Origin of the sequence: Actinomadura darangshiensis (genome assembly GCF_004349235.1) — a bacterium.
In the GTDB taxonomy this organism is placed as follows: Bacteria; Actinomycetota; Actinomycetes; order Streptosporangiales; family Streptosporangiaceae; genus Spirillospora; species Spirillospora darangshiensis.
Genome location: NZ_SMKY01000091.1, coordinates 1 through 22,532 on the forward strand (window position 1 = coordinate 1; position 22,532 = coordinate 22,532).

Sequence of the window (22,532 nt, forward strand, 5' to 3'; positions counted from 1 at the left end):
CCCGGGTACTTGTTGTTGGGATTCTGCGAGAAGACGTTCGTCTGCGGCAGGTCGGTGGAGAAGTTCGGAGGCATGTTGTCGTTGGCCTGGAGCGTCCGCTCGCCGAGCTTCTTCATGTGCTCCTTGGCGGCCTTCTCCTCGGCGCTGTCGATCAGCCCGAACGCCTCACCGAGCTTCTTGCCGCCAAGGGCGATCATTCCGCCGGCCGGGCCCGCGACCATGGTGCCCGCGGCCACGACGCCCGCGTCGTCATAGGAGATGTTGCCAATGAAGCCCTTACCGGGGCGGTGGGCCTTGTACCACTCCAGCTTCTCGCCGTGGTCCTTCAGCGCGGCGCCGGTCTTCTGCGAGACCTCCTGCATGTTGGTCGCGCTTTTCTCCAGCTTGCCCATCTGCTTCACGGTGGCGTCCGCGTCGTCGCCCTTCCAGACGCCGGCCAGCGCCGAACTCTGCGACCGCAGGATACCGGCGACGTGCTGGAACTTCTTCGCCGCCGCCTCATAAGTAGTGCCGGCCTTGCTCACCTTCGACGGGTTGATACCGTCGAGAATCTGGTTCATCTCGTCCATGCCGCCATCCCACTCGGCGGAACCGCCGACCTGGGAGCGAATGGTGCCGGTGAACGGGGTGGACGTGGTGCCGCCGCCCGGCTGTGGTGGAGCCATGAGTTATCGATCCTCCCTATTCACACCGGCTAGTACGTGCTCGTGTTACCAGTGGTCGGCGCAGCGCCGCTGTCGCTCGTCTTCACGCGGTTGGCGGCGTTGGTGTTCTCCTGCTCCTTCTTGTCGTGGTTGCCCACGATCTCCTCAAGGGCTTCGACGATGCCCTTGTAGCTGTCAAGAAAGGAGCCGTACTGCGTGGAGATCTGGTTGTAGGCCGACGACGAGGAGGCCGAGATGCCCGCCGCCGCGCTGTACCGCCCGAGGTCAGTGGACGTGACGTCGCAATTCGAGTGGACCGAATCGTAGTTGCCGTCGTCCTTCTGGAGATCGGTCAGATTCTCCTTGAGAATCTTAAGGATTCTCTTGACCTCGCCGGTGTCGATTTCGCTTTTCTGATCACCCATGTGAGCCTCCGGCGGGCCGGAAGCCCGCTCCCCGTAACGGCTTTCGTCTGAAGAGTTGTGACATGACGGCGGTCAAGGCCGGCCACCTGGGAGTCCCGGTGGCCGGCCGGTCTGACCGGTCGTCAGCCGCCGATGACGTTGACGTTGTTGTGCACAGTGCTCTGGCCCGTCTCCCCAGAGGACTGGATGACCGAACCGAGCTGCTGGACGATGCGCGAGATGTCGGCGGCCGAAGACTCCCACTGACGCTTGGCGTCGAAGTAGGCGTCCTTCGCACCGTCCTCCCACTGGCCGAGCTTGCTCTCGACGCTCTTGGCGAGGTCGTCGAGCTCGCTGTTCATCTGGTTGAACTTCTGCTGGAACGCGGCGTACGCCTGCTCCATCGCACCGAAGTCCATCGAGCTGTAACTCATTGTTCCTCCGTGTCGTCCCTAGATCCGAATGGGCGGTCAGCCGTTGAGCAGGCCGGCGACGCGGTTGACGGCCTCCTGCTGCTGCTGCTCGCTGCCCTCGTAGTTGATCTTCACCTGCACGAGCTTCTCGTGCAGCTGGTTCAGGACGTCGAGGACCTTGCCCAGCTCACCGTCGAACTCGTTGTAGACCTTGGTGAAGGCGCTGCCGGCCTCACCGATCCAGCGGCCGCTGAGCTGCGCGTGCTCCTGACCGAGGTCACCCTGGATCTTGCGCAGGTCCTGGGCGGCCTCCTCGACCCGCTGGGCCGCCTGGGCCATTTCTGCTCTGTCGACCGAAGACTTCTGGCTCATCAGTCATCCTTCCCGACTTTGTACTGCCTGTGTTCGACTCGGCGCGAGCCCCCGTCGGTTCCACCATCGACCCGGTCGACTTTGAACACCTTGGTCGGGCACAACGCACACCTCTTGAAGCTTTTGCCACAGACCAGCCTGCCAAGATCAGCCAAGGCTGGCAACGGAGATAGTTGACACGATCCGGCCCGCTGTAGACCACCGGGCGGAGACGGCCGCTGCCGAAAGGCTCACCCGCGGGCCGTCAGGCCCACATCTGGGTGTTCGCCCCTTCGGCGGACTGGTAGTTCTGCTGAGCGGTGCCCACCGCCTCGCCGAACTCCTTCACCGCCTTCGCCTGCTCACGCGCGGCCTTATCCCACCTCCCCTTGGCTTCGAAGTAGGCATCGCGCGCGTCGTCTTCCCAGCGCCCCAGGCCACTCTGCAGATCGGCCTCAAGCGAGTCCAGCAGCTCGACCATCTCGCGGTGCTTGCTCTGGAACATCGCTTGGGCCTGCTGCATCGTGGCGTAGTCCGTACTGAACGCCTGACTCACGGCACCTCCTTCTGCAGACTGTGACGAGCGGTGATCGTATCAAGTTCGTGTGTAACCCGAGTAAATTCGGTTTTTTCGGAGATCACGAACCCCCACTCGCCGGTTGAATGGGTTCAAGTGCCCGCTGCGGGTCCAGAACGGGCCCCTGCGGCACCAGGTTGAGCAGATTCGCGGGCACCGGGACGGCATCGGTGCTGTCGTCCGCGGTGATGCTGTAGCCGAGGGCCTTGGCGGTGTCCGCCGACTTCAGCGAGTACCGCCGCCCGTCGTCGGAGATCAGCGCGTAGGTGTTGATCGCCCCGACCGATCCGGACGCGGGCAGCACACCGGCGAGGACGGCGCTTCCGGGCGGGAGCACCACGTTGTCGACGCCCGAACCGGACGCCTGCGCCGGCATCGGCAGGTCCGATCCGCCGCCGACGGTGAGCGTGGCGTTGCCGGAGCCCTTGGCCGCGTCCGGGTAGACGACGCAGAGCGACTCCTTCGCGTCGTACGGCCGCACCTTGATCTGCGTCTGCGGAAGGCGGTCGTCGACGACCCGCTCGGCCGAGCGGTGCGTGGTGACCGCTGCCCCGTCCAGCGGGCTGTCCTTGGGGAGCCGATACGACGCCGCGTTCTGGATGAGGGCGGCCTGCAGCGCGCTGATCGGGGCGTACCCGTCCGCCATCAGGACGTACGGCTGGTCGCCGCCGCCGACGCCCTTCACGACGAACACCTGGCCGATCTTGCCGGCGGCGCCGGCGAACTGCGGGGTCCCGCCCGCGCCGGGGATGTTCGGGGGCGCGAAGTCGGGGCCGGCCGGGAGCGCGTTCACGAACCCGGGCGACACCGCCGCGGGCGCGGAGGCGCCGAGCACGGTGAGGCCGGCCGGGGCCAGCCGCATCCGCTGGTTCTTCCAGATCAGCCAGTTGGCATTCGCCCCGGTGCTGACGACGACGCCGACGGACGGGTCGAGGGCCTCACCGCCGACCTTGCGCCCGCCGACCAGGGACACCACCGAGGCGGCGGTGCCGCCCTGCGGGTTCTGCCGCACGCACACCGACCACGGGCCGCCGACGAGCCGCTTGGCTTCGGGGACGGAGGCCGGCGCACCGGAGATGCCGATCATCGGGCCGCGCGCGAAGTCCGACAGGGACTTGGCCGAGACCGACTTCTTCTCGGGCGAGTTCCCGCCGCTGCCGCCGCCGGCCAGTGAGGCCGCGAGCTTGGCGGAGGTGTAGTTGGCGACCGGGCACAGGACGTCCTTCTGGGCGCCCTTCGGGGTGCACCAAACGTAGAGGGCGCCGGTCTCCTTCTCCATGAGGACGACGCCCTTCTGCTCCAGCCCGCTGCTGCCGCCGCCGACGAGCAGGCCGATGATGCCGAACACGGCGGCGACCAGGACGCCGACCATGATCCCGGCGAAGGTGCCGACGTTCATCTTGCGCAGCGGCTGCTCGGGGTAGTCGGGCTCCCCCAGGACCAGCGCCTGGGAGGCGCGGTGGGTCATCAGGCGGTGCGCCTGGAGCAGATCTCTCTTCGTCTGCATTGCGGCTCCTCCCTCGTCAGCCCACCACGGTGCGGACGTAGTCGAAGACGCCCGCGACGCCGAGCGCGAGCGGTACCAGCGCCACCACCAGGATGATTTCCAGGATGTCGCCCGCGCGGCCCCAGAACGGGGTCAGCCGGTTGCCGGGCAGCCACATGCCGACGCCCGCCGCGATGCCCGACACGACCAGCGTCGGCACGAGGACGATGGCGAGCAGCATCATCTGGGAGTCGATGTCGAACGCGGTGGCGACGGCGAGCGTGCCGAGCCCCGCGACCCCGGGGATGAGGAGCCACAGCTTCTGCGCCCTGGCCCGGAAGATCCGGGCGCGCAGCAGCACGGTGAAGGCCAGGACGACGCACATGACCGGGCTCACCCAGCCGCCGTCGAAGGACAGCGGGACGACCGCGCCGAGGGTGGCCAGGCCGATCGCCGACACGCCCCCGGTCACGAACCGGTCGGCGACCGCCGTCCGGCTCAGCAGGGCCTGCCCGTCGACCATCAGCGTGTCCCGGCGCAGGTCCTCGGCGCTGCCCGGCACCGGCGGCAGCTGCACCCGCGCCAGCTTGAACGCGACGCCGGGCAGCAGCGGGGTCAGGGCGAGCGCCACCGTGGCGGTGACGGCGGCGATCCCGGCGGCGTCCATGTCGAAGCTCAGCGAGATCCCGCTGTTGATCGTGCCGAGCAGCGCGGCGATCGCGATCCCGTAGAAGACCGGCAGCCCGTCCGCGATGGCGATGCCCGCCACCGTCGCCGCCAGCACGACCGCGCCGAAGCCGGCGACCAGGTGGAGCGCGCCGATGTCGGTCAGCGCGTCGTCGCGCAGCGGGCCGAGCAGGCCGGCGAGGAACGCGTACGGCAGTGCCGCGTAGCCGATCGCCGCCCCCGCGCCGGCGTCGCCGACCGCGCGGGACAGCACGATCGCGGCGCCCAGCAGCAGCAGGCAGACGCCGCCCGCGACGGCGGCCGAGGCGATCCAGGACGGGCCCGCCAGCAGCAGGGTCAGCGCCCCGACGACCAGCCCCGCCACGCCCCAGCCGAGGGCGAACTTGCGGGTGGAGTCCTGGCGCCAGCGTCCCGGCCGGTCCCTGACGCCGGTCGCGACGACGTCCGGGACGTCGTCGAACACCATGTCGGGGATCTGCGCCATCCGCGGACGCAGATAGATGAGGTCTCCGTCGCGGAGACCGGCCTGGGAGGGGGTACTGGCCGGGTCGAACGGCGCCTCGTCGAGCTTCTGCAGCACCCACCCACCGTGCGCCAGTCCCGAGTCGGCGAGATTCTGGCCTGCGTAGCGCAGCATCGTGGGGTACAGCTCGGCGAAGGTGGCGTCGGCCGGCAGCGCGATGTCGACCCGCCGGCTCGGTCCTACGACCGTGATCCGGCAGAGGTCAGCTCCTGGGAGCGCACTCAAGACTTCCTCGCAAATCTTCCTGTGTGCGGACGGGGGGCGGGCACCTGCGTGGAGCCCTGCGGGGGCGCCTCGTACGCCGGGGATGCTCATGCGTCGTGGTCAGGGGAACCCGCCAACCTTAATCTCATCCTGTGTCCGGCGGGAACCCGGAATGTCAACCCCTGAGATGGCTGCAACTAGCACGTCAGTACCGATGCCTCTACGATTCGTACGATTCCAGTAACGGTACGACCACGCGATTCGGTATGCAGCAGGGCGCCCGCGAGCCGGTGCGCACCCCGCCTGGTGCGTTTGGGAGGGACGGTTAGCGTGAGCACGGACATCGTCCGGCGGAAAGAGCGGCGCAAGCCTCCGGCGATGCCGCGGGGCGAGATCCTCATGGAGCCGCCGCCCGAGTTGCCGGAGCTGATCCCGCAGGGCTTCCAGGCGGTCATGACGTACCTGCCGATGCTGGCGGGCTCCGGCGCCATGGTCATGATGATGGCGGGCCGCGGCGGCGGGACGATGCAGTACGTGGCGGGCGGCATGTTCGCCGTCTCCATGTTCGGCATGATGCTCGGCCAGGTCGGCCGCAACAGCGGTGAGCGCAAGGTCAAGCTGAACAACGAGCGCCGCGACTACCTGCGCTACCTGGGGCAGGTCCGCAAGAAGGTCCGCAAGGCGGCCAAGCAGCAGCGCGAGGCGCTGGAGTGGGCGAGCCCCGACCCGGGTTCGCTGTGGTCGCTGGCGATGAGCGCGCGGCTGTGGGAGCGGCGCCCGTCCGACGACGACTTCCTCCAGGTGCGGCTGGCCAGCGGCGCGCAGAAGCTCGCGGTGCAGCTGATCGCGCCGGAGACGAAGCCGATCGAGGACCTGGAGCCGATGACGGCGGGCGCGCTGCGCCGGTTCATGCGCACCCACGCGAACGTGCCGAACCTGCCGATCTCGCTGTCGCTGCGGTCGTTCTCCCGGATCGTCCCGGGCGGCGACCCGGAGGCCGTGTACGGGATGATCCGGGCGCTCATCACGCAGATCGCGGCGTTCCACTCCCCCGACGACGTGCGCATCACGGTGTGCGCGTCGCGCGAGCGGATGCCGTGGTGGCAGTGGGTGAAGTGGCTCCCGCACAACCTGCACCCCACCGAGAAGGACGCGGCCGGCCCGGTGCGGCTCATGGCCGAGAGCATGACCACGCTGGAGTCGATGTTCGGCCAGGCGGTCAAGGACCGGCCCCGCTTCCAGCCGGGGCTGTCCCAGGACGACCTGCCCTACCACATCGTGATCATGGACGGCGGGCAGGCGTCCTACGACTCGCAGCTCGCGGCCGAGGGCGTCGAGGGCGTCTGCATCATCGACCTGACCGGGTCGGTCGCGCCGACCCCGGAGCCGACGATGCTGCGCCTCGCCGTCACCAAGGAGCAGGTCGGCCGCCTCACCAAGGACCGCACGGGCAAGGACGTCGGCACCCGCATCGGCAATCCCGACTCCATCACGCTCCAGCAGGCCGAGTCGCTGGCGCGCCAGCTCGCCCCGCTGCGCGCGAGCGAGGCGTCCGGCCCAATGGAGGACGCGCTGTCCGGCGCCACCACGGTCACCTCGCTGCTCGGCATCGAGAACCCGTTCAACGTCAACCCCGCCGAGACGTGGCGGCCGCGGCCGCCGCGCAACCGGCTGCGGGTCCCGATCGGCGTCGACACCGACGGGCGGCCCGTCCACCTGGACATCAAGGAGTCGGCGCAGGGCGGCATGGGCCCGCACGGGCTGTGCATCGGCGCCACCGGTTCCGGTAAGTCGGAGGCGCTGCGCACCCTGGTGCTCGGGCTCGCGGTGACGCACTCGTCCGAGGTGCTCAACTTCGTCCTCGTCGACTTCAAGGGCGGCGCGACGTTCCTGGGGATGGACAACCTCCGGCACGTCTCCGCCATCATCACGAACCTTGAGGACGAGCTCCCCCTGGTCGACCGCATGTACGACGCGCTGCACGGCGAGATGGTCCGCCGCCAGGAGTACCTGCGCTCGCAGGGCAACTACGCCTCGCTGCGCGACTACGAGAAGGCCCGCGAGCAGGGCGCCGACCTGAAGCCGATGCCGACGCTGTTCCTGGTGCTGGACGAGTTCTCCGAGCTGCTGTCGGCCAAGCCCGAGTTCGCCGACCTGTTCGTCATGATCGGACGGCTGGGCCGGTCGCTGGGCGTGCACATCCTGCTGGCGTCGCAGCGCCTGGAGGAGGGCAAGCTCCGCGGCCTGGACACCCACCTGTCGTACCGGATCGGCCTGCGGACGTTCTCCGCGCAGGAGTCCCGCGTCGTGCTGGGCGTCCCGGACGCCTACGAGCTGCCGTCCGCCCCCGGGCACGGCTACGTGAAGTTCGGCACCGAGTCGATGACGCGGTTCCGCGCCGCGTACGTCTCCGGACCCGCCAGCGAGGACCTGCAGCCCAAGGAGAAGGCCGGGCCGCAGGTCGTCAAGCAGATCGTCCCGTACATCCCCGACTACATCCGCCCGCACCTCGTCGAGAACCCGCAGGACCAGCAGCAGAACCAGCAGAACGAGTCGCAGGCCAGCCTGTTCGACGTGGTGGTCGGCCAGCTGGAGAACCACGGGCCGCCGGCGCACCCGATCTGGCTGCCGCCGCTGGACGCGCCGCCCACGCTGGACGAGCTGCTGCCGACCCTCGCCGTCGTCCCGGGGCACGGCCTGACGACGCAGCACGAGGGCTGGCGGAACCGGCTGCACGCGATCGTCGGCATCGCCGACAAGCCGTTCGACCAGCGCCGCGACCCGATGTACGTCGACCTGTCCAGCGCGGCGGGCAACGCGGGCATCGCGGGATCGCCGCAGACCGGCAAGTCCACGATGCTGCGGACGCTGATCGCGTCCCTGGCGATGACGCACACGCCGCAGCAGGTGCAGTTCTACTGCCTCGACTTCGGTGGCGGCACGCTCGCGGCGCTGTCGGACATGCCGCATGTCGGCGGGGTCGCGAACCGGCTGGACGCCGACCGCGTCCGGCGCACCGTGGCGGAGGTCACCTCGCTGCTGGAGCAGCGGGAGCGCGAGTTCGCCGAGCGCGGAATCGACTCGATGCCGACCTACCGGCGGATGCGGGCGTCCGGCGAGATCACCGGCGACGGCTACGGCGACGTGTTCCTCATCGTGGACGGCTGGATGACCCTCCGGCAGGACTACGAGAACCTCGAACCGACCATCACGGACCTGGTGGCGCGCGGCCTGGGCTACGGCATCCACGTGGTCTCCACGGTCAACAAGTGGTCGGAGTTCCGGATGAACGTCCGGGACCTGTTCGGCACCAAGCTGGAGCTGAAGCTCGGCGACCCGTACGAGTCGGAGATCGACCGCAAGCTGGCCGGGAACGTCCCGGAGGGCAAGCCGGGCCGCGGCCTGACCCGTGAGGGCCACCACTGCCTGACGGCGCTGCCAAGGCTGGACGGCGACAGCAACGACACCACGCTCGCCGAGGGCGTGAAGCACATGGTGAACGCCATCGCCTCCAACTGGAGCGGCCCGGGTGCGCCCAAGGTCCGGATGCTGCCGGCCGTGCTGCCGGCCGCGTCGCTGCCGAGCGCGGCGGAGAGCGGCTCGCGGATCCCGATCGGCATCGACGAGGAGTCGCTGTCGCCGGTGTTCCTGGACTTCGCGTCCGACTCGCACTTCCTGATGATCGGCGACACCGAGTGCGGCAAGTCGAACCTGATGCGCATGATCACCGGCGGGATCATCGAGCGGTACACGCCCGACCAGGCCCGGATGATCTTCATCGACTACCGGCGGGCGCTCCTGGACGCGGCCAACACCGAGCACCGGATCGGCTACGCGGCGTCCTCGGCCGCCGCGCAGGGCCTGGTCAAGGACATCGTCGGCGCGCTGCAGGCCCGGCTCCCACCGGCCGACCTCACCCCCGACCAGCTGCGGGACCGGTCGTGGTGGACGGGCGCCGACCTGTACCTCATCATCGACGACTACGACCTGGTCGCCACGTCCAACAACCCGGTCGCCCAGCTGGCCGAGCTGCTCCCCCAGGCCCGCGACATCGGCCTGCACGTGGTCGTGTCCCGCGCGTTCGGCGGCTCCGGCCGCGCCATGTACGATCCGGTCCTCCAGCGCATCAAGGAGATGGGCTCGCCCGGCCTGCTGATGTCCGGCAACAAGGACGAAGGGGTCGTGCTCGGCAACATCAAGGGGCACTCGCTGCCGGTCGGACGCGGCTACTTCATCAACCGCCGCAACGGCACCCGCCTCATCCAGACCGCACACCAGGAGTAGGAGGAATCGATGGCCGAGTTCAGCCTCGGGCCGGAGTTCGAGCGCTACCAGCGCGACATGCAGGAGCAGATGGGCGACTTCAGCAAGATGCAGGAGTCCATCAAGGCCGCCGTCGGCCGGGGTGAGGCGGCCGACGGCCGCGTCATCGCCGAGTACAAGGCGGAGGGCGGCCTGACCAAGCTCGAACTCGACCCCCGCGCGATGCGGCTGCCGGCCGTGGAGCTCGGCGAGGAGATCCGCACCGCGGTCAACGCCGCCGCGCAGGACTTCCAGGCCAAGGCCCGTGAGGCGAGCAAGGCGATGTTCGACGTGCCGGACGACCCGGCGAAGGGCATGGACCCGTCCAAGGCCCTCGCGTCCCTCGACAAGATCGCCAACGGCTTCGCCGGGCAGATGCGGGACCTGGCGCGCGAGCTCGGACTCCAGCAGCAGCGCGCCAAGGAGGCCATGGACAACTACAAGGGCCCCGGCTTCCCCGGCCCGCGCTGACCCGTCCGGCTTCCCCGGTCCGGCCAGGGCGCCGCGGAACGGATTCCGCTAGCCGGTCTGCCGCCGCCCGCGTTCGGCGATGAGGCCGTCCATGAACGTCCGCAGCCGCCGGTAGTGGGCGGCATGGGTGTGCGCGAACTCCGGGTAGGGCTCGGGCGCGGCCGGGTCCGGGGCGAGGACGCCGGTCCGCCGCTCATCGTCGTGAACGATCATCGAGGCGATGGCGGCGGCCCGGAGAGGGGCCGGGGTCCGGTCCCGGAAGCGGACCAGGCGCCGCGCCATGGGAGCGCCGCGGCCGTCGTTGACCTGGGCGAACGCCGCGCCGTCCGCATCGAGCAGCGTGGTGTAGGGGCGCCGCCCGACCCGCTGCAGCGTCCTGCGCGCCGCGACGCAGGGGACGGTGCGGTTCCCGCTGTTGACGATCATCGACTTGGACCACTCGTACTGGTCGCCGTCCAGCCGGAGACCGTCCGGGTCGAGGACGTCGGCGTAGACGCGGTCGAAGAACCGCCACCCGCTGCGCGCGAACTGCCGTCCGTCCGGCAGGACCACCGCGAACGAGCGGCTCAGCCCGGCCCCGTTCGGCACGGTTCCGCCCGTCTGGATCTCGGCGCCGTCGATGAAGAACAGCGGCACGCCGTCCGGCGAGGCGACCTCGAACGCGTACCGGTGCGCGGTGGCGATCTGCAGGTCGAAGACCGCGCGCATGCCGTCGTCAGACCGCGGGTGGGAAATCTCACGGACCCGCGCGAGCGGCTCCCCGGCCGTGCCGGTGAGGGCGAAGTCCCCGTGCCGCCACCGATTCAGCAGCACGACGGGCGCGTCAAGCAACCCGGAGGCGGCGGGAAGGGACCAGCTTCCGTAGTCGGCCATCGGCCGCGCCGGAGACTGGACGACCTCCGGCTCGTCATACCGATACGGCAGCCTGCCCCGCTGGACACGGCCGGATTGGAAGGCGACCGCGGGAATGGCCAGGACGACCACCGTGCAGACGATCTGCCCGGCCGTGAACTCGTCGTCCACGGTTCCGAGAAGAACGGCCAGCACGCCGGCCACAAGCGAAAGGGACGTCCAGATACTGTGGCTGCCCGAAATCAGCACTGCGGCGCAGGCCAGAACGGCCAGGCCCGCATATCCGACCGCAATCTGACCCGACCACAGGGCCAGGCCCAGAACAGCCCATCCGATGGGGACGAGAAACCAGCCGCGCGGATCGGGCCGCCGCCACGCGTATGCCTTGTACTCGCCCTTCTCGGCCCTTCCCGCCGCCGGCATCAGAGGTCCCAGGGCGGGGTCTCGTCGGGCGTCTTGTCGGGCTTCTTCGTCGACCCGCCCACCTCCGCAGTGCCGTTGAGCGCGCCGCCCTGCACCTTTCCCTCCCAGTTGCCTTCTTTGTAGCCGCCCTCGACGCCGGCCTTTTCACCGGTATCACTGTTCTCGTAACCGGCACTGCCCGTCACGCTGTCCGGAATGAGCCCGTCGTTGCCGCCGGGCTTGCCCCATTCGAGTTTCCCGCCGCCCCCCACGGAGTGCCCCGTACCGCCGAACTCGTACTTCCCCTTGTACTCCAGGTCGCCGCCCGTCACATGGCCGTTGTTCACGATGGCGTGACCGTTCAGCTCGTGCTCCATCGGGCCGACGCCCACCTTGCCGCCTCCGCCGACGCTCCAGGCGCCCTCGCCGTCCCGGTCCGCGTCCAGGTCGATCTCCTTCAGGGGGAACGAGGGCTTGCGGTCGGCCGGGTCGCCGCGACTGAGGAAGGCGAGCCCCGCGTTGATGCCGTCCTGGGCCAGGTTCACCAGGGCGGTCTTCCCGCCGTTCTTGAACGCCTCGTCGAAGGCGGCCTTCGCGTACTGGTTGCCGTGCTGGCTCTGCAGGTCGGCGACGAGGCTGGCGCTACCGGTCAGGGCGGCGCCGGCCATCACACCCATAACGCCCAGCGCGGCGGTGGCGACCGTCGTGATCGAGTACGCGGTCGCCGCCAGCCCCTCGCACTCCAGCGTCAGCAGCGGGTCGAGCGCCGCCAGGGCGAGCGCGTCGAGCCAGGTCGCCATGCCCATCGCGAAGACGGCGTAGCCGAACAGCGTCCAGGCCAGGACGGTGAGGGTGATGCTCACCGCCATGCAGAAGTTGTGCAGGTAGTCGAGCTGCAAGGAGTACTCGTCGACGGTGCTCTCGTACCGGTCGCGGTCCTGCGCCGACCAGGTCTGCTCGGGCAGCGCGGCGACCAGGTCCCGCAGCTCGGTGGCCGCCTTCTGCAGGTAGTCCGCGGCGTTGTCCCAGCCGTACGCCGCCTTCATGATGTTCTGCGGCTTGCCCGAGCACAGCTTGAACTCGAAGGCGATCATCAGCGCGGGCGGCAGCGTCACGGCCGCGCCCGCCATGGTGATCGCCGCCGTCATCATGGCCTCGGCGCTGCCGACGATCCCGGCCTGGACGCCGCCGCCCGTCGAGGCTCCGACCGCGCCGCCGAGAACGGCGCCGGCCCCGGCACCGCCTGCCGCCGTCCTGCCCACCGACCCGCTCGGGGCCGCGCCGCCACCCGATCTGCCGTGCCCCACGGCTCCTCCGCTCTCGCCCGGTCCCGGACGCTACTTGGCCGTGTTCGACTGCTCCGCCTGATGCCAGGTGAGCGCCGTCTCCCCGAGCTTCTTGGCCATCTCGTCGGCTTCCTTCTTCTGCGCGCTGACGTCCTCGAACGCGAATTGGGCGGCGATCGGGTAGCCCATCGCGGCGCCGAAGAGCGTGATGCTGAAGTCGCCGCCTTCGAGATTGGCGACCCCGTCCTCGCCCAGTTTCTTCTTGGCGGCGTCAAGCAGCGTGACGACCCGGTCCTCGACCATCTGCCCGTGCATTTTGATGCCGTGCGGATCGACCCGTACGCCGCCCATTGCGCCACCCACTTTTCCCGGTCGAATGGATCGGCGCCGATGCGCATCGCGCGTGATCCCGGGCCGCCTTTTCACCACTCCGTTTGCCGAGACGGATGGTAGGGGACGCCTCCGGCCGCACTCCACCCGCGGTAATGCGCATCAATGATACTGACACCTTACGGCCAAAAAGGACGACCAACCCGATAACGGATGTACCACCCCGCATGCAGCGCAAAGTGGTCAGACAAGATTGCATACGGGTCACGGGCCCCAGGTTCGGGCCGGACAACTCGCGATAACGGTCCGGCCCGAACCGGTTAAGGACACCAACCCGACTGTCAGGCAACGATGACCGACCGTGTCACTTGGACGCAGAGTCACTCGCCCCAGGGGACGGTCAGGTGGCGGGGGTCATCAGCTCCACGCCGACCAGGGACGCGAGGACCAGCGTGTGCAGCGGCTCGGGAAGCGGCTGGTGGACGCGCATCGAGCGGCGGCGCCTGCGGTCGTTGTAGGGCGAGACGTCGGTCGCGACCCGGGCGATCTCCGTGCCGGACGCGTCGGTGACGGCGCCCTCCGCCTTCGGGTCGCGCAGCCCGGGGCCGGTCAGCGTCGCCAGCGGCCGCTGCTGCGCGTCCAGGAGGGTGTACCGGCCGCCGCTCTTCCCGGACATCAGCGAGAAGACGCCCTTGACGCCGCCGGTGGCGACGGCGATGGAGCCGATCAGGCCGCCGGCCGCCGCCACGACGAACGCGGGCTGCGGACGCATCGGGTCGTTCGTCCGGTCGACGTAGAAGTACGGGGAGCCGTCCGGCGCGGCGACGCAGACGACGACGCGGGTCTCGTCGTACTGCGCGTGCGGGTCCGCGTACGGCACCGAGGACCCCTGGTCCTGGCGCTGAACGGGGACGCGGGCGGCGTTGGCGAGCACCTCGTCCCCGTCGCGGAACACGTAGGAGCGGGACGGGCCCGGCTCGTCCATCGTCCAGGCCAGCGCCTCGTAGAGGGTCGGCACATCAGCTCCGGGTCAGGTCGAACGCGAACGGCGAGGCGACGATCAGCGTGTGCAGCGGCTCGGGCAGCTGGTACCCGAACTGGAGCTCGTACTCGTCCTTGTGGAAGCCCTCCCGCACGTCGAGGTGCGCGATGGCGGTGCCGTTCATGTCCGTGTAGTCGCAGGCGACGGGCCGCCACTGCCGGTTGTCGTTCTGCGCGCTGTTCATCCGCAGCGTCCAGTCGAGCGCGCACAGCGGGCGGTCGGCGCCGTCCAGCAGGAGGTGGCGCATCTTCGGCCCCATCGCGCCGATGACCGCGCGCAGGGTCCCGCCGCCGATGCCGTGCGCGGCGGCCTGCTGCGCGGCGCCCACCCGGTCGTCGGCCATCCGGCCGAGCACGGTGCCGTCGGGGGCGACGACCGCGACCGGGGAGCCCTCCTGCCGGTCGACGTAGAACCCCGGCGTCCCGTCCGCCAGGAAGACCTGGAGGACCAGCCGCGCGTCGCCCACGCCCGACCCGAACACCGACATCAGCCCCTTGCGGGGCTTCGGCCCGGAGACCTGCGAGGCGCGGCCGAGCGGCTGCCCTGCCGTGTCGCTGATCTCGAACTCGAGCTGGGACGACTGCTGCCTGATCTGCAGTGCCGGCACGTCGAACATGGGCGGCCTCCTGGCTCAGCGCCGGCGGCCCGGCGGCTTCGTCTCTACTTGTCCCACGGCGGTGTCTCGTCGCCGGCCTTGCCCGTCCCGAACGGGGTGTCGACCGAGCCGGACGTGGACGTGTTGCCCTTGCCGTCGTAGTTGACGGTGCCGGAGTCCTTGATGACGTCGCCGCCGTTGACCTGGACGCTACCGGACCCCGAGACCTTGCCCTGGCCGGTCTCGAAATCGTGCTCGCCCTCGACGCCCACCTTCGCGCCGGCGTTCGCGTTGGGCACCTCCGGGCCGCCGGGCGTGGTGGACGACGATCCGGGGGTCTCGATGCCGGCGTTGGCCCCGTACTTGATGCTGCCGCTGTTGCCCTGGCCGATGCCGTCCTCGTCGGTGTACTCGACGTTGCCGTCGACGCTGGCGCCGCCCGCGGTCTTGACGCCGCCGGACACATCACCGCCGGCGAAGCCGTGGTCGCCGTACTTGACGTGGCCGCCGCCGGTGATCTCCGTCCCGCCGGGGGCGGTGTAGGTGGCGCCGCCGCCGACGTTCCAGGTGTGCTCGGCGTTGCGGTCGGCGTCGAGGTCGACGTTGGAGATGGGCAGGCCCTTGCCGCTGGGGCCGCGCCCGGCGAAGGCGAGGCCGCCGTTGATGGCGTTCTGCCCGAGGTTGGCGAGGGCGGCGGCGGAGCCGGTGGCCTCCGCGGTCATGAAGTCGTCCAGCGCCTGGTCGTTGCCCTTGAACGACTCGGCGACCGCGGCCAGGAACGACCCGCCCTGGAACACGATGGCCGCCATCTGCGCGGCCGCCGCGAGGATGCCGGTGGCGACGATCGTGACGGTCAGGCAGGTCGCGGCGATCGCCTCGCAGGCGGCGGTGATCTCCGCGGTGATGATGCCGGCGAGGGCCGCCGCGGCGACGGCGGCGAGCGCGGCCAGGAACGTTCCCATCGCGATCGCGAAGACCGCGTAGATGAACAGCGCCCACGCGAACCCGATCAGCGCGATGCTGACGGCCTGGCAGTAGGTGTGCAGGATGTCGAGCTGCTGGCAGAACTCCTGGACCTTCTGCTCGTAGGCGGGACGGTCCTCGGCGGTCCAGTCCTTGGCCGAGATGGCGGAGGAGCCCTGCTGCAGCAGGTTCCGCGTCTCCTCGATGGCCTGGGCGGCCTTGTCCCACTCCTGGCCGGCCTTCTCCAGGTTGACCGGGTTGCCCTTGCTCAGCTTGAACTGGACCGCGATCATCACGGCCGGCGGGAGGATGAACTGGGCGATGCCGACCTCGGTGTCGGCGGTGCCCATGAGGGTGTCGTAGGAGTTGAATGCGCTCATGGAGGCGCCCCCGATCTGCTCAGACGTACTTGATCGTGCTGGCCGTCTCCGCGCCGCCGTAGTTCTTCGCCGCGGTGCCGAGGTTCTTCGCGAATCCGTCGAGCATCTCGAGGTGGGTGTTCAGATCCTCGTAGACGAACTGCAGGCCCATGGGATAGGCCATGGACGCCAGCGTGCCGGTGACGCTGAAGTCGCCGCCCTCGACCGTCCCGTTGTCGTTCAGGCCCTTGCGCGCCTTCTCCAAGGCGGGCTTGACCGTGTCCGTGATCTCCTTGCCGTGCGCCTCGATCCGCGCCGGGTTCACAGAGACTTCGCCCACACCGCAGCCTTTCGCTCGTCCGGCCGCGCCCACCCGTGTTCGCGCGCGGCATCCGCCCGCGCGCCGCCCGGCCGGGGAGCCTGGCCGGCGGAACACACGGCCCCGTCGATACCGCAGGATAGGTCATCTTGTGCTGGGACGGCAGTACACCCAGTGAACTCGTCATAACTCCGCTTACGTCCTCTAAAGTCGTGTCGGGTGAAAGGAGTCCCCGGGATGAGATGGACCGCGGTCGCCGTGCTGGCCGGTTGCCTGGCTCCCCTGTGCGCAGCACCGGTCGCGCACGCGGCGCCGCTGGCCCCGGCCAACTGCCAGCCGCCCGCGAGCGTCATGACCAAGCAGAAGCTCGTGGAGAACGGGCAGCCGTGGGCGCAGAAGATCCTGAACATCGACGCCGCGCACGAGCGCGCCACCGGCCGCGGCGTCAAGGTCGCGGTGGTGGACAGCGGCGTCACCGCGGCGAACCCGCAGCTGGCCGGGCAGCTGCTCAAGGGCGTGGACCTGACGAAGACCAGCGCCGCGGACTGCCTCGGGCACGGCACCTGGGTGGCCGGGATCATCGCCGCCAAGCGGGGCGTGAGCCCGTTCGCCGGCGTCGCCCCCGACGCGAAGATCATTCCGATCAAGTTCGCGGCCAAGGCCGAGGGCGTCGACAGCGGCCTCGCCGCCAAGGGCATCGACGAGGCCGTGCAGCTCGGCGCTGACGTCATCAACGTCTCCACCCAGTCGATCGGGGACGACCCCCGCCTGCGCAAGTCCGTGGAGAGCGCGCTCGCCAAGGGCGTCGTCATCGTCGCCGCGGCCGGCAACATCGACCCGAAGAAGGGCACCGTCCCCGGGCTGATGTACCCGAGCGCCTACCCGGGGGTGATCTCGGTCGGCGCCGTCGGCCAGGACGGGAAGGTCAGCACGTTCTCCAACCCCGCGACGCCCGTCTCCGTCATCGCGCCCGGCAAGGACATCGTGACCACGGCACCGGACGGCGGCTACGCCGTCGCGGCGCAGGGCACGAGCTTCGCCACCCCGTTCGTCGCCGGCCTCGCCGCGCTGATCGAGCAGCTCTACCCGAACCTCACCCCGGCGCAGGTCAAGCAGCGGATCGAGGGCACCGCGGAGGGCAGCAAGGGCACCGGCAGCGGGCACGGCATGATCAACCCGTTCGAGGCGCTGACCGCGGTCGGCGTCGCGGGCGACGGCAAGGCCGGCGCCGCCGGCCCGCCGGTGAAGATCGCCATGCGGGACGACGCCGACTCCACCACCCGTGCCGTCGCCCTCGGCATCGGCGGCGGCGCGCTCGGCGTCGCCGCGCTGGTGGCCGCGGGCGGGATGCTGATCCCGGCCGGCCGGCGCCGCGGCTGGCGTCCCGGCTACGTCGCCCCGATCGCCGAGACCGAGGACGACTAGCGAGCGCCTGCGCGTACTTTTTGAGCACGTAATACCATCTGGCGGATGCAGTCCACCGCGCCGGTCCCTCCGCCGCCGGCAGACCAGGAGCGGCGCGCACCGGCGCGGCGCTGGGTCGTGCCGGTCTCGGTCGCGGTCGCGGTGGCGGTCCTCGCGCCGGTGCTGTGGGTGGCGGGCGGGTTCAAGGAGACGCCGAAGCAGCCCGGCAAGCCGGCGGGCAAGGCGCTCGACCTCGGATTGTTCAGCGTCACCGTCCATGACGCGCGGGCCGGGCTCGCCGACGGGCAGTTCGGCGCCGCCAAGGAGCGGTACCTGATCGTGCGGATGCGGGTCCTCAACAAGGGCAAGGAGACCGTCTCGCTGAGCGACGGCGGCCTGAAGGACGGCGTCGTCGCGCGCACCGCGGCCGGGAAATGGGTCGAACCGGACCGGTTCGAGGGGGTCGCGGGCGGCACGGCGACGAGCACGACGCAGCCGGGACTGCCCGTGGAGGCGTCCGCGATGTGGAAGCTCGGCCAGTCGGAGGTGCCCGCGAAGCTGACCGTCGGCCTGCGCATGTGGAAGTACGACCACGGGTTCACCGACACCGCGTTCAACTGGCTGCCCGACAAGGCGGACGACGCCCTCGCCGGCCGCCTCGCCCTCCCGGTGGGCCGATGAACGCGCGCGAAGTGCTCCTGCGCGGCGGCGCCGGCATCGGCGGGACGCTCCTGCTCGCCGGCGCGATGTGGCTGCACACCGTCCATCCGAAGGTCGAGGCGTCGCTCCTCGACCCGATCCGGACCGGCGGCTCGATCGGCGAGGAGATCGACGCCGGCGACTTCAGCGTCCGGGTCGACAAGGTGGAGGCGGCGCGGTCGCTGGCACCGCAGCTGAGCTTCGGCAACCACCCGCCGACGGGGACGGACGGCGTCTACCTCATCGTGCGGATCCGGGCGACGAGCCGCGACGAGCCGCTGGAGCTCAGGTCGGCGACGCTGGAGACGCCCGGCGGCTACACCTTCGACGACGACCCGCGGACCGGCGCCGGGACCGGCGCCCAGCCGACGTTCGAGCCGATGATCTGGACGTCCGCCACGTTCCTGTTCGAGGTGCCGAAGGACCGGGTCGAGGGCGCGCACCTCGTCGTCGGCACCGGCGGGCTGCTGCCGCAGCTGTCCGCCGCGGCCGACGTCGACCTCGGGCTGAGCAAGGACCGCGCGGCCGGACTGGTCCGCGCGGCACCCGAGCGCTTCAAGGTCGAGACGGGGAGCCCGTGACGGCCTCCGACACGAGACCTGACGGCATCCCGCTGCCCGGACGGTCCGGCATCCGCCCCAGGGACAGGCGCATCGTCGAGGCGATCGCGCTCGTGTGCGCGGTGTCGGCGCTGCTCGTCCTGCAGTGGAAGGACGAGGACGGCAACGTCCGGAAGAACCTGAAGCCGCCGGAGAAGGTCACCACCGTCGCCGAAGGGCAGATCGGCGAGCTGGTCGGCGCGCAGTGGAAGATCTACGGCCGGGCGACGGGCGAACCGCTCGGCGCGAAGCCGCAGGGCGACGTGACCGAGCTGCGGCTCAAGCTCGCCGTCCGCCCGTCGGACGCGGCCAGCGCCAAGGCGGTCGGCTCGTACGGGCTCGGTTTCCGGCTCCATGACGGCGACGGCCACGAATGGAGCGCGACCGCGCTGAAGACGGGCGAGCCCAGGGCGGGTGTCGCCATGGGCTTCACCGTCAGGGGGACGGTGCCCCGTGCCAAGGCGGACGAGCTGGAGCTGGAGATCCAGGCACCGAAGACGGCACGGAAACCCGGGGGCGCACAGCCTTCGCTGCGGTTCTCGCACTGACCCGCGCCATCACCAGGTTGAACGCCGCCGCGAGCAGGCAGATCCGCAGGATCTCGAACACCAGGCCCGTCCCGTAGCCGACGAAGGGCATCACCGGGACCCACCAGGTGACCTCGTGCGGGCCGATCACCTCGTACACCAGCCGGGTGGCGGCGTCCTCCCCCACCTGCAGCCCGGTGAACAGCAGGCAGAACGTGGCGAACGGCATCATCCCGGACCGCCGGACGAGCCGCAGCCCGTACCAGGCGGGCAGCCACATCTCCCGGAACCCGCGGGTGAGCAGCTCGTGCGGGCTGCCCGCCCGGTCGATGCCGCCCGCGCTGGCCAGCCGCCGCGCCGTCCGGCTGCCGCCGAGCACGACCCGCTCGTCGGCCGCGTCCAGCCCGAGGATCACCCCGGCGATCACCAGCAGGATCAGCGCGCCGAGCACCGCGTCCTTGAACGGCCCCCACAGCCCGAGGACGGGACCGGCCGTGCCGTTCACCCACGCCCAGACCTCGCGGCCGGTGAGCCAGTCGACGCCCTTGCTGCGCAGATGGTCGATCGTGAAGATGCCGAACAGCGCGAAGTTCACCTCAAGGAAGGCGACGAGCGCGCCGATCGCGCGCGGCAGCCGCTCCTCCAGCCGCCACTCCGCCAGCACCTTCAGCAGGAACAGGCCCGCGGTGAGGCCGATCGCGAGACCGACGTGCTTCTCCATCGACAGCAGCAGCCCGACGCCCTCGATCTGCCCCTGGATGCCGCCCTCGGCGAACCCGCGGCTCGCGGCCATGTCGGCGAACTCGCGGGCGTCGTCCGCCTGCCGCCCCCACGCCAGGTAGAAGATCACGAACGGGAGGGCGGCGCGGCCGATCGCGCCGATCACCGACTCCTCGTTCCCCACCGCCCACGGCGTCAGGCCGCCGCCGGACTCGCGGGCGTGCACGACGTCCAGTCCCTCCCGGACGCTGTGCACCATGAGCACCGTCACCGTCAGCGTGATCACCACGAGGAGGCCGACGGTGGCGATCGGCGCGGCGGTCGCCGCCGCGCCCTTCATCGTGCCGAGCTTGTAGCCGCCGTACATCGCGCCGTAGCGCAGCAGCTCCCCCGTCGTGAACCACAGGGCGAGCGGCAGGACGAACCGTCCCGCGAGCTTCAGCGCGGCCCACGGGAGGATCAGCGGCGAACGTGCAGACAACCAGGACATCGGGCCCGATCGTAACGAACCCCGCCGTCCCCGGTGGGGTGGGACGGCGGGGTTCGCAGCGGAAGGGCCGGACGTCAGATGGCGACCTCGAGGCCGGCGACCGTGCCGGTCTTCGCGGTGATCGCGTTGTCGATGCTGACACCGCCGGCCGCCAGGACGCGCACCGTCCAGTCGCCGTCGGCGGCGAAGAACCGGAACACGCCCTCGTCGCCCGTGACCACCTCGGCGGTGAACTCGCCGGACGAGTCGAGCAGGCGGGCGTAGGCGCTGGACACCGGGGTCCCGTCACGGGTGACGGTGCCCTGGATGACGGCCTCGTTGGTGAGGTCGACGGTCGCGGGAAGATGCGCCGTCTGCTCGGGCGCTGCGCAGCCCTGGGTCATTGCTCCTCCATGTGGTACTGCGGGCAAGTCTGGATTCTGCGTGGACTTACTTGGCGGCGCCGAGTTCGATCGGCACGCCGACGAGCGAGCCGTACTCGGTCCAGGAACCGTCGTAGTTCTTCACGTTCTCCAGGCCGAGCAGCTCACGCAGCGCGAACCAGGTGTGCGAGGAGCGCTCGCCGATGCGGCAGTAGGCGATGGTGTCCTTGCTCAGGTCGACGCCGGCCTCGGTGTACAGCTCGCGGAGCTCGTCGTCGGACTTGAACGTGCCGTCGTCGTTGGCCGCCTTCGACCACGGGATGTTCGCCGCGGTCGGCACGTGGCCGGCCCGCTGCGACTGCTCCTGCGGCAGGTGCGCCGGGGCGAGCAGCTTGCCGCTGAACTCGTCCGGCGAGCGGACGTCGATCAGGTTCTGCTTGCCGATCGAGTCGACGACCTCGTCGCGGAACGCGCGGATCGCCAGGTCCTGCTCCTGCGCCTGGTACTGGGTTGCCGGACGGGTCGGGACGTCCTCGACCAGCTCGCGGGAGTCCAGCTCCCACTTCTTGCGGCCGCCGTCGAGCAGCTTCACGTTGCCGTGGCCGTACAGCTTGAAGTACCAGTACGCGTACGCGGCGAACCAGTTGTTGTTGCCGCCGTACAGGACCACCAGGTCGTCGTTGGCGATGCCCTTGCCGGACAGCAGCTGCTCGAACCCGGTCTTGTCCACGAAGTCGCGGCGGACCGGGTCCTGCAGCTCGGTCTTCCAGTCGATCTTCACGGCGCCACGGATGTGGCCCTTGTCGTAGGCGGACACGTCCTCGTCGACCTCGACGAGCACAAGGCCCGGGTCGTCCAGGTGCGCCTCGACCCAGTCGGTGTCCACCAGGACGTCGGAGCGGCTCATGCGGGAACCTTCCCTTCGGGGCTGTCTTTCTCGGTGCGGTCTTTCGCGGTGATGCGTCGGATGAGCAGGTACATCTCGCAGCCGAGGCAGAACCCGAACGCCGCGTTCAGGAACGCCGCCGCCAGCGCGAGGGCGGTGGCACCGATGCCGAGCCAGGTGATCCCCGTCGCGTACCCGGCCGTTCCCACCAGGGCGAACACGAGACCGACACCCTGCGCGAAGCGGGGCGCGGCCGCGTCCTCCAGTTCCCTGGGCGGAGCGAGCCGGGGCCGGATCAGCACTTTGAACACCAGTCCGTACGGGGCGTACCGGAGGCCGAGGAAGGTCGCGATGGCGAAGACGACGGCCTGAGCGGCGAGCAGTGCCCAGCTTCCGGTCACCAGCACCGCGACGAGAACGACCGTGGTGACGGACGCACCGAAGCGCGGCCCACGCGGATCGACCTGCATAGGGGTGCTCCTGGCGGAGTGGAAGCGTGCGTACGAGCTGGAAAGCGGAAATGCTCGGGGGCGGACGGGCTCGATGCCTCAGACCGTGCGACAGAGCGAGGCGGACACGCGGCAGAAGTCCACCGCGCGTCGCTTCGTGAGCAGCTGCTCTGTCCAATAACGCAC

At 70.2% G+C, this 22,532-nt stretch carries 24 protein-coding genes; 6 read left to right on the plus strand and 18 right to left on the minus strand.

What is annotated here, in order from left to right; translation table 11 throughout:
- The 7 genes from E1293_RS20515 to eccD all read right to left on the minus strand — a co-directional run.
- On the minus strand, window positions 1-665 hold a 665-nt coding region (locus E1293_RS20515), incomplete at its 3' end, for a WXG100 family type VII secretion target (protein ID WP_132199056.1).
- Window positions 666-694: 29 nt separating this feature from the next.
- Entirely contained in the window at window positions 695-1,069 is a 375-nt protein-coding gene (locus E1293_RS20520; RefSeq protein WP_132199057.1) for a hypothetical protein, read from the minus strand.
- A gap of 122 nt (window positions 1,070-1,191) precedes the next feature.
- Window positions 1,192-1,482: a WXG100 family type VII secretion target gene (locus tag E1293_RS20525; protein ID WP_132199058.1), complete on the minus strand. Its 291-nt coding sequence runs from the start codon at window positions 1,480-1,482 to the stop codon at window positions 1,192-1,194.
- A gap of 36 nt (window positions 1,483-1,518) precedes the next feature.
- A complete protein-coding gene (locus E1293_RS20530) occupies window positions 1,519-1,833 on the minus strand; it encodes a WXG100 family type VII secretion target (protein ID WP_132199059.1) in 315 nt (104 codons plus the stop codon).
- 244 nt (window positions 1,834-2,077) lie between these two features.
- Complete coding sequence (locus E1293_RS20535; protein ID WP_132199060.1) at window positions 2,078-2,368, minus strand: WXG100 family type VII secretion target; 291 nt, start codon at window positions 2,366-2,368, stop codon at window positions 2,078-2,080.
- 82 nt (window positions 2,369-2,450) lie between these two features.
- The gene (gene eccB, locus E1293_RS20540; RefSeq protein WP_132199061.1) at window positions 2,451-3,896 is read right to left on the minus strand and encodes a type VII secretion protein EccB; all 1,446 of its coding nucleotides are present in this window, start codon (window positions 3,894-3,896) and stop codon (window positions 2,451-2,453) included.
- A 16-nt stretch (window positions 3,897-3,912) separates the two neighbouring features.
- Window positions 3,913-5,310, minus strand: coding sequence for a type VII secretion integral membrane protein EccD (eccD, locus tag E1293_RS20545; protein WP_132199062.1), 1,398 nt, complete (start codon window positions 5,308-5,310; stop codon window positions 3,913-3,915).
- Window positions 5,311-5,619: 309 nt separating this feature from the next.
- Between eccD and eccCa the strand changes: the two genes are divergently transcribed.
- Together eccCa and E1293_RS20555 are read left to right on the plus strand one after the other, a co-directional pair.
- Window positions 5,620-9,573: a type VII secretion protein EccCa gene (eccCa, locus tag E1293_RS20550; protein WP_132199063.1), complete on the plus strand. Its 3,954-nt coding sequence runs from the start codon at window positions 5,620-5,622 to the stop codon at window positions 9,571-9,573.
- A gap of 9 nt (window positions 9,574-9,582) precedes the next feature.
- On the plus strand, window positions 9,583-10,062 hold the full coding sequence (locus E1293_RS20555; RefSeq protein WP_132199064.1) for a YbaB/EbfC family nucleoid-associated protein: 480 nt from the start codon (window positions 9,583-9,585) through the stop codon (window positions 10,060-10,062).
- Between the two features lie 48 nt (window positions 10,063-10,110).
- On the opposite strand, the gene E1293_RS20560 is transcribed toward E1293_RS20555, so the two are convergent.
- The 7 genes from E1293_RS20560 to E1293_RS20590 form a co-directional block, all read right to left on the minus strand.
- Window positions 10,111-11,337, minus strand: a complete 1,227-nt coding sequence (locus E1293_RS20560) for a hypothetical protein (RefSeq protein WP_165978322.1) — start codon at window positions 11,335-11,337, stop codon at window positions 10,111-10,113.
- On the minus strand, window positions 11,337-12,623 hold the full coding sequence (locus E1293_RS20565; protein ID WP_132199066.1) for a hypothetical protein: 1,287 nt from the start codon (window positions 12,621-12,623) through the stop codon (window positions 11,337-11,339). Before E1293_RS20565 ends, E1293_RS20560 begins: the two co-directional genes overlap by 1 nt.
- Window positions 12,624-12,653: 30 nt before the next feature.
- Entirely contained in the window at window positions 12,654-12,953 is a 300-nt protein-coding gene (locus tag E1293_RS20570; protein ID WP_132199067.1) for a hypothetical protein, read from the minus strand.
- A 379-nt stretch (window positions 12,954-13,332) separates the two neighbouring features.
- On the minus strand, window positions 13,333-13,950 hold the full coding sequence (locus E1293_RS20575) for a hypothetical protein (RefSeq protein ID WP_132199068.1): 618 nt from the start codon (window positions 13,948-13,950) through the stop codon (window positions 13,333-13,335).
- 1 nt (window position 13,951) lies between these two features.
- Window positions 13,952-14,590 (minus strand): hypothetical protein, encoded by a 639-nt coding sequence (locus E1293_RS20580; protein WP_132199069.1) that lies wholly within the window; start codon window positions 14,588-14,590, stop codon window positions 13,952-13,954.
- A 44-nt stretch (window positions 14,591-14,634) separates the two neighbouring features.
- Complete coding sequence (locus E1293_RS20585) at window positions 14,635-15,912, minus strand: hypothetical protein (protein WP_132199070.1); 1,278 nt, start codon at window positions 15,910-15,912, stop codon at window positions 14,635-14,637.
- 19 nt (window positions 15,913-15,931) lie between these two features.
- Entirely contained in the window at window positions 15,932-16,231 is a 300-nt protein-coding gene (locus tag E1293_RS20590; protein WP_132199071.1) for a hypothetical protein, read from the minus strand.
- Between the two features lie 216 nt (window positions 16,232-16,447).
- On the opposite strand from E1293_RS20590, the gene E1293_RS20595 reads away from it, so the two are divergent.
- The 4 genes from E1293_RS20595 to E1293_RS20610 are packed head-to-tail and all read left to right on the plus strand — an operon-like array spanning window position 16,448 to window position 19,460.
- Window positions 16,448-17,635 (plus strand): S8 family serine peptidase, encoded by a 1,188-nt coding sequence (locus tag E1293_RS20595; RefSeq protein WP_132199072.1) that lies wholly within the window; start codon window positions 16,448-16,450, stop codon window positions 17,633-17,635.
- Between the two features lie 45 nt (window positions 17,636-17,680).
- Window positions 17,681-18,295 (plus strand): DUF4352 domain-containing protein, encoded by a 615-nt coding sequence (locus tag E1293_RS20600; protein WP_132199073.1) that lies wholly within the window; start codon window positions 17,681-17,683, stop codon window positions 18,293-18,295.
- Window positions 18,292-18,894, plus strand: a complete 603-nt coding sequence (locus tag E1293_RS20605; protein WP_132199074.1) for a DUF4352 domain-containing protein — start codon at window positions 18,292-18,294, stop codon at window positions 18,892-18,894. The genes E1293_RS20600 and E1293_RS20605 overlap by 4 nt, the downstream gene beginning before the upstream one ends.
- Complete coding sequence (locus tag E1293_RS20610; protein ID WP_132199075.1) at window positions 18,891-19,460, plus strand: hypothetical protein; 570 nt, start codon at window positions 18,891-18,893, stop codon at window positions 19,458-19,460. Before E1293_RS20605 ends, E1293_RS20610 begins: the two co-directional genes overlap by 4 nt.
- Here the strand turns inward: E1293_RS20610 and E1293_RS20615 are convergent.
- The 4 genes from E1293_RS20615 to E1293_RS20630 all read right to left on the minus strand — a co-directional run bounded on the left by E1293_RS20615 (window position 19,348) and on the right by E1293_RS20630 (window position 22,367).
- Window positions 19,348-20,649, minus strand: a complete 1,302-nt coding sequence (locus E1293_RS20615; protein WP_132199076.1) for a hypothetical protein — start codon at window positions 20,647-20,649, stop codon at window positions 19,348-19,350. The two genes, E1293_RS20610 and E1293_RS20615, sit on opposite strands and share 113 nt — an antisense overlap.
- Before the next feature lie 74 nt (window positions 20,650-20,723).
- Window positions 20,724-21,032 (minus strand): DUF1416 domain-containing protein, encoded by a 309-nt coding sequence (locus tag E1293_RS20620; protein ID WP_132199077.1) that lies wholly within the window; start codon window positions 21,030-21,032, stop codon window positions 20,724-20,726.
- Window positions 21,033-21,078: 46 nt separating this feature from the next.
- Entirely contained in the window at window positions 21,079-21,918 is an 840-nt protein-coding gene (locus tag E1293_RS20625) for a sulfurtransferase (RefSeq protein ID WP_132199078.1), read from the minus strand.
- Window positions 21,915-22,367 (minus strand): DUF4395 domain-containing protein, encoded by a 453-nt coding sequence (locus E1293_RS20630; protein WP_132199079.1) that lies wholly within the window; start codon window positions 22,365-22,367, stop codon window positions 21,915-21,917. Before E1293_RS20630 ends, E1293_RS20625 begins: the two co-directional genes overlap by 4 nt.
- Between the last annotated feature and the right edge of the window lie 165 nt (window positions 22,368-22,532).